At 65.0% G+C, this 11010-nt stretch carries 7 protein-coding genes; 1 reads left to right on the top strand and 6 read right to left on the bottom strand.

The genetic code is table 11. The annotated features are described in order from the left end of the window. Positions 1–315: 315 nt before the first annotated feature. From CH289_RS16510 to CH289_RS16500, 3 genes are all read right to left on the bottom strand, one after another. Positions 316–1644, bottom strand: coding sequence for an IS1096 element passenger TnpR family protein (locus tag CH289_RS16510; protein ID WP_094627441.1), 1329 nt, complete (start codon positions 1642–1644; stop codon positions 316–318). Between the two features lie 69 nt (positions 1645–1713). After that, complete coding sequence (locus CH289_RS16505) at positions 1714–2244, bottom strand: LpqN/LpqT family lipoprotein (protein WP_094728180.1); 531 nt, start codon at positions 2242–2244, stop codon at positions 1714–1716. Further along, on the bottom strand, positions 2241–3116 hold the full coding sequence (locus CH289_RS16500; protein ID WP_094728179.1) for a Cof-type HAD-IIB family hydrolase: 876 nt from the start codon (positions 3114–3116) through the stop codon (positions 2241–2243). Before CH289_RS16500 ends, CH289_RS16505 begins: the two co-directional genes overlap by 4 nt. Positions 3117–3162: 46 nt before the next feature. Here CH289_RS16500 and CH289_RS16495 point away from each other — a divergent pair, with 46 nt between their 5' ends. Next, the gene (locus tag CH289_RS16495; protein ID WP_020113057.1) at positions 3163–4038 is read left to right on the top strand and encodes an aldo/keto reductase; all 876 of its coding nucleotides are present in this window, start codon (positions 3163–3165) and stop codon (positions 4036–4038) included. Here the strand turns inward: CH289_RS16495 and CH289_RS16490 are convergent. The 3 genes from CH289_RS16490 to CH289_RS16480 form a co-directional block, all read right to left on the bottom strand. Then, positions 4035–5228: a metallophosphoesterase gene (locus CH289_RS16490; RefSeq protein WP_094728178.1), complete on the bottom strand. Its 1194-nt coding sequence runs from the start codon at positions 5226–5228 to the stop codon at positions 4035–4037. The genes CH289_RS16495 and CH289_RS16490 overlap by 4 nt on opposite strands. Further along, a complete protein-coding gene (locus CH289_RS16485) occupies positions 5221–5871 on the bottom strand; it encodes an NAD(P)-dependent oxidoreductase (RefSeq protein WP_143545091.1) in 651 nt (216 codons plus the stop codon). The genes CH289_RS16490 and CH289_RS16485 overlap by 8 nt, the downstream gene beginning before the upstream one ends. A 71-nt stretch (positions 5872–5942) precedes the next feature. Then, the gene (locus tag CH289_RS16480) at positions 5943–10640 is read right to left on the bottom strand and encodes an AAA domain-containing protein (RefSeq protein WP_094728176.1); all 4698 of its coding nucleotides are present in this window, start codon (positions 10638–10640) and stop codon (positions 5943–5945) included. Between the last annotated feature and the right edge of the window lie 370 nt (positions 10641–11010).

Raw genomic sequence — 11010 nt, 5'->3', positions numbered from 1 at the left:
AAGATGTCACACCCACACCAAAAAAGGCATGAGCGCCTAAAACATTCGGCACTGACATTCATCGACACACTGTTGAGTTCTCAAAGAACACGCACACACTCTCCACCCGCAGACTCACGCCTACCAGCATCAAGGGCAACTGTTCCAGCCTATCCCAGCTTGGTCTCGGATGCAAGCTCCGACTCTTGGGGGACAAACCAATCAAAAGCTACCGTACAACCTCGTTGTCTCCAACCTCTCGGCTGCAGTCGGTGTCCGTGTCGCTCTGACTCGACAAAAGTTACGCGACGACTCGCCGAACTCCAAATCGCCTGGTCAGAGGCGTCGGCTAGTCCGAAGCGCGTCCCGAGCGAACCGTCGAGCCCAGATCGGGGACTCCGCTCCCCCTCCTCCGAGATAGAACAACGGCCCGTGTGCACCGATCAGATCCAGAAATGCAACGGTCGGGTGCGCGATCTTCTGCGCTTCGAATGCGCCGTGGTCTCCGGTCACCCAGTCGAGTGCACCCGTGACTTCGACGATCATCGCGTCCCGTTGGGCGGGTGAAGCCGAGGCGGCGAGCGCGATCAGGAAGAGCGTTCCGGCGTCCTGTTCATGAGGTTGCTTTCCGAGAGGCAGCCGAGCTGCGCAGTGGTGCCAGAGCCCGACCGGGTCGTCGACCAATGCGGTGCCGACTCTGGTTCGAACGAGCTCCCCCTTGAACACGCGAACGAGACCCAGCGCCTTCGCGGCTTCCCTCAGGTCCGTTGCTTGGTGGTGGTCGGCTTCGAAGAGACTGTCGCCTACCCAGCCGATTCCCCAGTCCAGCTCGTCGCGGACGGCTTCCACTACACGGGGCGGCAATCTGCCGCCGGCCAGTGCGATGCCGGAGTCACCGACTTTCCGAAGCAGCCACATCATTTTCGTCATGGCGGTGTCAGCTACCGGCAGGTCGACGGAACTCTCGATGGTCAGCTCGCATCGAGGCAGTAGTTCCAGCAAACGAGGCTTCGGGACGGCACCGCTTCGACTGAACAGCCTCGCAACAAGTGCCGATGCAGCTGCGCTTTCGGTCTCCGACGAGCGAACTTCTCTGGCTCCGCGCAGACGTGTGTTGATCTCGTCCACTGTCGGCGTCGAGGATCTGCCGGATACTGCATCCGCGTCGGCCCCGTGGCCGGGGCAAATGTTCTCGGCGCCCAGGCACGTCGGCCGTAGGTCGTCGATGTCCATGTCCACCGCCATGACCTGCACCGACAAGCCACGCGCTTCATCGAACCGGTAGTGAGCACGATCGCCTGGGCGGGCCAGTACCGCGTCCACGCGCACGTGATCGCCCGCCGCGTCGGTTCCGTCTCGTAAGCCAGCGGGAACGAACGTGTCCGACGCGGAGTCCAGCCGGTAGTGCTCGTCGTGCCAGCCCATCGCGGCCTGGATCAGCGCATGCAGTTCAGGAAGTAACAAGTCCGACCGAAGTCTCAAGCGTCGCCACACCGTCGGGACGTACGACAGAAGCTCGACGTGCAGCGTCAACTGCACGATCCCCGACGCCCCGTCGGCGGGTACGTCGCGTACGGCTCGTGCGAACTCGAGTTCCCGACGCGGCTCGGTCGGGAGGTCCGGCACCAGCGTCAGGTGCCGTGCGCGTCCGGTGCGATTCGGCATGTGTCCGACTGTAGTGAACTGTGCGGTGACTGTGCGTCGCACCGATCGGGTCCGAGCAGAACGGGTGAGCTATCCCAAATCGAACAGTCCGTCGTTGATCGCGGCGACGTCGAACGCGAGTTTCTCGGCTTGGCCGGCCAGGATGGTGACCGTCAACTGCACCAGATACTGCTCGTCGACACCGAGAACGGCGTACCGCGTCGTGACGTTCAACTCCAGTTGCTCCGCAGTGAACGACCCAGCAAGGAACCGTGCCGGCCACGGCCCGAGGTCTTCGACGCTTGTCGATGTCTCGGACCACCCCGGCATCAGTCGAGCATCGGTGAAGCTGCAGTCGAGCAACGGACCGGAATCGACTGCCGTGGAAAGCTTTCCGACAAGAAGCACGGCGTTCGGCGCGAAGCCGTTCTCCACGAGCGAAGTCTCGACGAGCACGGCCGTCGCGCCGGGGAACTGCTCGGCAGGTGCCGCCTCCCACCCGGCCGGGGTGTGCGCCACCACCCCGAGGGCGGCCGCAGCGTCGCGCCCGATCGGCGTCACCTGAATGCCGTTCGACGAAAGGTACTGGGCGACAGTCAACTCACCGCTGCCGGAAGTCATGAGGGGGCTCCTTCTGTCGAATGTCCTGCACGGTCTTCTGTCAGCTCTTCCAGGTACCGAGCCACCCCGTCGTCGTCGTTGGAGTGAAGGATTCTGTCCGCGATCTCTTTGATCTCCAGCATCGCGTTCTCGGTGGTCAGAGCGGTTCCTGCCCATTCGAGCATGGGGACGTCGTTGAACGCGTCACCGACGGCTGCGACGGCGGTCCGATCGATGCCCAACTCCTCGCACAACCGCGCCAGCGCGCTGGCCTTGGACACCCCTGTCGCCGACATCTCGATGTACGGTGCGCCGGAATGGGTCAATTCGACACCGTCGACCTCTGCGGCCAACACCGTTCGGTACAGCTCCACGCTGGGAACATCAGGGTGACGAGCAACGATCTTGACCGTCGGCTCGTCGGACAGAACCGTCGACCGGACATCCATCTCGTGGGGGTGCCGATGATGGTCGGCGAACACGCACAGAGCGGCGTATCCGTGCTCGGCGACGAATCGAGTCGCACCGACCGTCGCGAAGACGACCCCCGGCACGACGTCACGGACCCTCTTCATCGCCGTCGCGACCGCAGTCGCGTCGATGGACGTCGTCCCGGAGACGACGGGCGTGCCGTCGGCGAGATCGAGAACAACAGCTCCGTTGGCGCCGATCGCCTTGCCCGTGAATCCGCAGGACTGGGCCAACTCGTGGATGGAGTGCCTGGCCCGGGCCGACGCCCAGACAACCTCGATCCCGGCGGCCCGGGCGGCGGCCATCGCCGCTGCAGTTCGTGCCGAAACAGAACGCTCCGAATTCAACAGAGTCCCGTCGAGGTCTGTGGCAAGCAAACGAACCGTCACACCCACGATGATGCCAGCGCTCGCACCGGCCACGGCAATGCGGGCATGGTGGACGGTGGACGGCGCTAGCCTTGAACGTGTGAGCACTCCGAACCTGACCCTCAATTCCGGAACCACGATCCCCCAGCTCGGCCTGGGAGTCTGGCAGGCAGCCGACAGCGAGACCGAGCACGCTGTCCGGTACGCGCTCGACGAAGCCGGCTATCGCCACATCGACACCGCCGCGGCGTACGGCAACGAAGAAGCCGTCGGGCGAGGCATCTCGTCGGCCGACGTCGCGCGTGAGGACATCTTCGTCACCACCAAGCTGTGGAACGCCGATCAGGGTTACGAGCCCGCGTTGGCAGCCTTCGACACCAGCCTGAGCAAACTCGGCCTCGATTACGTCGACCTCTATCTCATCCATTGGCCGCTGCAGAACGACGATCGACTGCTCCGAACCTGGGAGGCGCTCGAACAGATCGCAGAATCCGGCAAGGCGAAAGCAGTCGGAGTGTGCAACTTCGAGCCTCGCCACCTACAGCTGCTGATCGACCGCGGCGGCCTGCTGCCCGCTGTCGATCAGGTCGAGTTACACCCCCATCTCACCCAGCAGGCGATCAAGGACACGGCCGCTCGGCACGGTATCGCTGTCGAGTCGTGGAGTCCGCTCGGTGGAACGAGCAACTCCGGGTGGGGCAAGGCATCCAAGCCCAACACCCTGCTCACCGACCCGGTCATCACGACCATCGGCGAGCGTCACGGTAAATCCGCAGCACAGGTGTTGATTCGCTGGCACCTGCAGAACGGCCTGATCGTGATCCCCAAATCCGTTCACGACGAACGGATTTCACAGAACATCGATGTGTTCGACTTCGAGCTCACGCCTGAGGACCTCAGCGAGATTGCCACCTTGGACGACAACGCACGCGTCGGTGCCCACCCCGACGAGCTGAATCTCGGCGCGCCGGACTAGCCCGCAGTCCGAGCACGGAGAACGAGAACGGTGATCTCGCTCGGCGCGAACACCCGGAACGGCGGACCCCAGAAGCCCGTACCGGGCGAGGTGTAGAGCTGGGTCCGCTCACCGTGCGCACTGAGACCTCGCACGGTGGGCTGATCCAGCCGAACCAGGTACCGGAAAGGCCAGATCTGCCCACCGTGAGTGTGCCCGGACACCTGCAGATCCACTCCGCGCCTGACCGCGTCGTCGACTTGTTTGGGCTGGTGGGCGAGCAGGAAGACCGGCACCTGCGGGTCCGCCCCGTCCAAGGCCCGATCCAGATCCGCGCCGTGCCCGTCCGTCCCCGAGCCCGACGCCGTCCGATCGTCGACGCCCGCGATCACCAGAGCGCTGCTCCCGGAACCGATCTCGATGCGCTCGTTGTGCAGCGCTGTCCACCCGAGCGATCCCATGTGATCGAGCCAGGCCTGAGCCTCGCCGAAGTACTCGTGATTCCCGGTGACGTACACCCGCCCGTACCGAGCACGAACGTGCCGTAACGGTTCCACCTGATGCCGGCGCGCGGCGACCGACCCGTCGGCCAGATCACCGATGTGACACGCGACGTCGGCGTCGAGCTCATTGATTCTCTCCACCACCCTGGCCGACCATCCGGCGCGGTCGATAGGACCGTAGTGGGTGTCGGTGATCATCACCACTCGCAACCCGTCCAGGTCCGCGCCGAGTCGCTCGAGATGAACGTCCTTCTCGACGACGCGAGGCACCTTCATCGCCTCGTAGTGCCCCCACACCAGCAGCGCGACCACGACGACGACCACCGCGCACGCGACGAGCCTGGAGCGGAACGGATCCTCGATCCCGGCGACAGTCAGCACCGCGCCGAGGAGATTGCCCAGAACACTCCACACGAACAGCACCCACACAGCGCCGAGCACCGTGTCGCCGACTCGCGCCGCACGGTCGTCCCCTCGCGCGTGCCCCAGGACCATCGCCGTGGGCAGAGTGATCCCAGCCAGGAGGATTCCGACACATCCCGCGACCGACACGGCCGCCGGCCAATCCGTACCCGCGAAGAACAGCGTCCACAACGGAACCCCGAAGAGCAGCACCACGACCAACAGAACGACGGACGACACCGTCAACCGACGCACGAGCGGTGGCCGGTTCGGCGCCTCTACCGGCCGCCCGGTCCGATCACGCACGCAACGCGTCGGCGATGGGGGTGTCACCGTTGTCGAACTCGATGAAACGGCCGACGGTGGACTCGTCGTCCAATGCCGCTGCGATCGCTGCTGCGACGTCGTCACGGGTCACGGACGCCCCCGTCGCACCGGCGTCACGCGTCGTGATGGAACCGGTACCTGGTTCCAGAGTCAGGGCACTCGGACCGAGAATGGTCCACTCGAGCGACGTCGTTCGCAGATATTCGTCGGCTGCGGCTTTGGCGTCCGCATACGCGTGGAAAGAATTGTCCGGATCCACGCCGTGGTCCGGCCCCGCACCGAAGTACGACACCATGACGTATCGCGACACACCCGCGCGGCCCGACGCGTCCATCGATCGAATGGCTGCATCGCGATCCACGGCGTAGGTGCGCTTCGGGTCTCCGCCGCCCGCGCCTGCCGACCAGACGACTGCGTCGAAACCGTCGATCAGCGCAGCGATCTTCTCGACGTCGAGAGTCTCGATATCGGCGACGACCGGAGTGGCACCGGCATTCGCGACGTCGTTCACGTGTTCCGGATTACGGATGATCGCTCCGACCTCGTGCCCCCGTGCGACGAGCAACGGCGCCAGACGTAGTGCGATCTTGCCGTGGCCTCCGAAGATGGCAACTCTGGACATGAACACTCCCTCGAATGGAAACAGGTCGTGTTCCACGCTAACGCACAGCCACGGACGCGCCGGTCCTGCCGCTACGACCGTCGTCGACCGTGAAATCCGTTGATCGGCAGTTCCACGTCGACGATGCCGTCGTCCTCGGAACTCGCGCGGACATCCGCGGGGGAACTTGCGCGGACATCCGCGGGGGAACTCGCGCGGACATCCGCGGGCATCGTCCAGACCTCGGTGACGGCTTCCGCCGGCACGTCCACGTCCTCGTCCTCCCGCGATCGCCCGAGCCACCCGTTCCACGACGAATTCTCGTCCGCCGGCCGTGGAGCCCGACCGGGCAACGCCACCTCGGTGACGATGTCCTCCTTGCGCGGTTCGAGGTCCAACGGTGTCCACTCCATCGTCCGGATCGGGTCCGGGTCGGCGCGCACCGAATCGGGTTCGATACCACCGGCGGCGAGCGTCGACCACAGGGTGCTCATGGCGGCCTCGGGGTCGAGGTAGTACTCCGACTCGCGCACTCGCCAGAACGTCCAGCCGCACCGTTTCAGTTCCTGTTCGCGCTGGAGGTCTGCCCGTAGCCGCTCCGGACTGTCCAGGACCGTGTCACCGTCGCACTCGACCGCCAGCCGCGAGGCCTGCCCGGTGACGACAAGATCTATCCGACGGTTGTTCACCTCGACTCCCGGAGTCACGTGGTAACCCCGATCGCGAAGTTCCACGAAGATTCGCTGCTCGAACAACGACGCGAAATCTGTGTGGCGTGATTCGGCGTCCACTCCGAGCGGCATCGAAACAACCGATGCAGGCGACACCGACGTCATGTACCCGAGCAAACTGTTACGCAGGTCCGCGCGCTTGAGCCGGTCCACGGTGACCGAATGGAACAGCCACAGTTGGTCCTGCGCACGCGACGCCGCGACGTTGAAACGACGCTTGTACTGATTTGCCGTCAACGCGACGAACGGCTGGCTCGGCGAGACGACCATGGACAGGAACACGACGCTGCGCTCGTCTCCCTGGAAGTCCGGGGGCGTGCCGACACGGAGTCGGCGATCCTCCCACTGGTCGATGCCGATACGTTTGATGAGCTCGTTGCGAATTTCGTCGACCTGCGAACTCCCCTGCAGTACAACGACTCCGAATGTCTTGCCGTGGTACAAGGGATCGGCGAGACACTTCACGATCTGGCCGACGATGGCCAACGCTTCCACGCGATTGACCAGCGTCGCGCCCTTGCCGACGACGGTGGCATCCGGCACGTACGTGTGCCGCAACGGTGGAAGCCTGTCCGCCCCGAACTGCCGCACCGGGACGAGTGGGGAATCACCGTAGAACTGCTGACTGGACCAGTTGATGATCTCCGGCATCGACCTGAAGTGCTCCCGCAGCCTGACGACCTGGCCGAATCTCGTCCGGAGCATCGAGAACAGACTCGATCGCGGCGTCAGAGTTGCGCGAACGTGTTCCGGCAGATCGGGAAGATAGACGTCCAACCTGGTGAAGACGTCCTCCAGGGTCCCGGTCTGCGGAACATCCGCCGGCGCGCACTGACGGTCGTCACCGACGACGATGACGCGCGGAGCCAGGTACAGCAGGAACAGGCTGCTGATGTCCGCCTGACTGGCCTCGTCGACGATGACAACGTCGAAGCTGTCCGCGACCGGCGGCACCGACGCGAGGACCTGTTGCAGAGGCATGACCCACGCCGGCACGGCACTCTGTGCGTCGCGCATGGCCGATCGAGCCGCACTTCGATAGGTCTCCGCGTACTTTCCCGCACCCGAGCCGATCGCGGAAATGTGTTCCCGATAGGTCTGCAGGGCACGAACTTCCACGGCCGTCATCCGTTCGAGGCAGTCACGCCACGCCATGGCCGCACCGAGCTTGGCGGTGAGAAAGGACAGGTCCGCCTCGGCCGCGTTCAGCTCGGCGTCGAGACGGTGTTCGAGGCCCGAGTCGTGTTGTTCGGACACCCACTCACGCGCCCGGCGCCACGCCCACGCCTTGGACATCTGCCAACTCAGCTCGTCCCATTCAGGGTCGGCCGCAGTCTCCACGACGAGCTCGTGCAACGCTGGTGCGGTCGCGATAAGCCTCGCGGACAACGCATCCTGTTCGAGTTGATCCTTCTGCTCGGCGCAGGCGAGAAGGTAGGACTCGCACGCGGCGGCAACCGCGTCGGCGTCGGCCGAGCTGATCGCGGCGACCAGCGCGTTACCCTCCGGAGACGGACCACTGTCGATCTGGACCGCAACGCCGTACAGCACCCGCTCCAACTCGGCGCGAGCGACGTCCGCATCGATACGAGTCGCGATGGCACCGGCGGACCCCGCGAACTTCTGCGCGTCGTCGAGGGTTCGGATCCACGGGGCAGACGGAGACACTGCATACAAACGCTCGACCAGGGCGTCACGTGCATGGAGAACACCCGACACGCGAACGAGCTTGCTGGCGACGAGTTGCAGATCGTTGACCTGTCGTGACCGGGATCCGTCCGTGGACACCTCGATTCCCAAGTCGGCCAACAGAACCGACGCGGTACGAACGATGTCGAGAGCACGGACATGCTCGGCCACGAGACGCACGGCCGCGGCCGAGGCAGCAGCCGTCCCGTCCACCTCCGCCACGATGCCCAGCTGCTCGACGGCCTTCTGCTGCTCGCTCTTGCGGAATCTCCCCTTCCATTCCAAGCCCGATTCCAGTGCCACGGCGAAGGATTCGAGAGCTTGGAACGCAGCGTTCGACGTCAGCGAACTGCGCACGTCGTGCGCGCCGACGAAACGGTCCGACTGCGCCGCGACGTCGACCGTCGACACTGTTCCGCTGACTCTCGACCACAGATGAGCGGCTTCGCCGGACAGAACGGAATCGGTCAACTGCCGATACACGGCGTCGAGCTCCTGGACATCGCGGACACGAGCGTCGAGCTCCTCGCAGAGTCTGCGGATGTCGAACGCAGCCGCCGGATCGACCCCACCGAGGAATTCGACCAGCTGAGCGGATTGATCGGACGTCGTCGGTGCCGTCGCGCTCGCGCGCTCGCACAGGGCTCTCAGCTCGGCCGAGTTGGGCAGCATCGTTTCGAGCGCGGGAAGAGCCTGTCCAGTCCTGACATCCCTGTCCTCACGTGCGGTCGCGATCAAGCGGCGCAGCCGATCGACCTCGGTCCCGCTCAGTGGTGGGCGCTCACCGAACAGGGGGCCCGGCAGCCACTCGTGGGCTCCCTCGAGCGAACTCACCTTGCGCACGACGGTCGCAGCTGTCCCCTCGAATCCATCCGAGATATACGGGTGTACAACGGTTTCCGCCGCCCTCACCTCGGCGACCGCATCCAACAACCCATCGCGTCGGGCGAGAGCTTCGGCGCGACGTGCGACGAGGGAGTCGATCTTCTCGGCGTCGTCGATGTCGTTGTAGGCCGCTTTTCGATCCGCGATGCGAGCCACGCTGCGACTGAGTTCCTCGGACCCGCCGCGCGACAGGTCGGTGATGGACACGCACAACTCCTGTAGATCAGGAGGAAGCTTGTCCCGCAGCACACGCAATGCTTGTGATTTCTCACTAGTGACCAGAACCCTCTGCCCCCGCGCGAGCAGCGAGGACATCAGGTTGGCAATCGTGTGCGTCTTCCCGGTTCCCGGTGGGCCCTCCACGACGACCCCACTGTCACGTCCGAGGCGATGCACGATCTGGGATTGCTCCGCGTTCGCCGGTAGCGGGAACATCGGGTCCTCGGCGATCTCGCGGGGGTCCGCCGCGCCCGACCGCTCCAGCCACGCCAACCGATCCGCCGGCTCGATTGGCTCGACCAGCTGAGCGAGACCGAGAGGTGCCGTCGCGCCGTCTCGTCCGAGCTCGGCGATCATCTGCTCGTAGTAGTCCAGCAGGGCGTAGGAGTCTCGTTTGCGCATCACCACTGCCGGAGACAGCGTCAGGGTCGGCTTGTCCGAGACCCCGAACGTCGCCGGGCGGTCCAGCTCGGCCCGCACCTCCAGGTCGACGTCGAGAGTGCGCCGAGCCCAGTCCACCAGATACTCCCGAACCGGCGGTGCGAGAGGAGACGACACCGACGACGCGAGCGTCTGCTGCAGCTCGACCGACCCCGAGACGTCGAATCGAGGGTGGGATGCGAGCAATCTGGAATCCTCCAGATGCGGTTGAGCGTGCGCGGCGAGCGTGACCAGCAGGTCCCCGGTGCGTACGTCCCTCTCGATGGTCGCCGACTGCGTCAGGACGTGAGTGCGGATCGCGGCCGACGAATCCGTCGCGGCGAGACCGAGCAGACCGGATGCGACGACGACTTCGACCGACTCCGGCCGCGAGGCGACCTCCTGCATCATCAGCTGCAGCGACTCGTAGAGAGACGCCTGGGGCCTGACCTTGCGATCGTTCTCCGCCCAGACACGCCACTTGGCTGAATACGACGCGAACTCCTGGCGAATCTCGTACGCCCGGCGGATGTCGAAATCCGCATCGGTGTCGCTGTAACCCGCCTCGGTGTCCTTCCATTCCTCCAGGTCGAGCGCGCGGTAGCGGCTGTCGCCGATCATCGCCGGGTCGACGAGCCCTTTCAGCAGAGCCGGCAGCTCGGGTGGCTCGGAGACGTCGACGCGTCCCGCTCGGAACACCACGCCACCTGCCCTGGCGTTCCTGTCGAGCCGGAGCGCACCGGTCTCGCCGTCGATCCACTGAACCCGCAGGTGATCCTCGTAATCCAGCGTCGGCTCGGTACGTGCCGTGACGATCTCCCGCAGGAACTGCAGCAGCCGAAGCACTCGGCCTTCCACATTCTGACCATCGAGGCCTGCGTGACCGAGGCCCGTATGACCGCGGCCCGGAACCGATGAAGTCGACACTGCCACTACCTCTGCACTCTTCGAAACGGCCATCCTGGAACAGGTCGGATGCTTGCACTGAACCGCCAGAATAGTCTCCGGGACGGTAATGGTCATGGTCTCCGAACCGGTTGCCCGGTCTATCGTGCAAGTTCACAACGCGCGTTGTTCGACGTCGGCCGCACTCACAGGCCAACCAAGGGCGATCGAGCCCGCGTCGAAGTGTCGGGCGGGACCCACCGACACCCCTACCCGCTGGTAATGTACCGGCCGGTAACCGGGAACGTTCCACAACGTGAAAGTCGGCCTC

This window comes from Rhodococcus sp. RS1C4, assembly GCF_002258225.1.
Lineage (GTDB): Bacteria > Actinomycetota > Actinomycetes > Mycobacteriales > Mycobacteriaceae > Rhodococcoides > Rhodococcoides fascians_E.
Note: the sequence above shows the minus strand (reverse complement) of the source record. Positions and strands in the feature narration are given on the sequence as shown.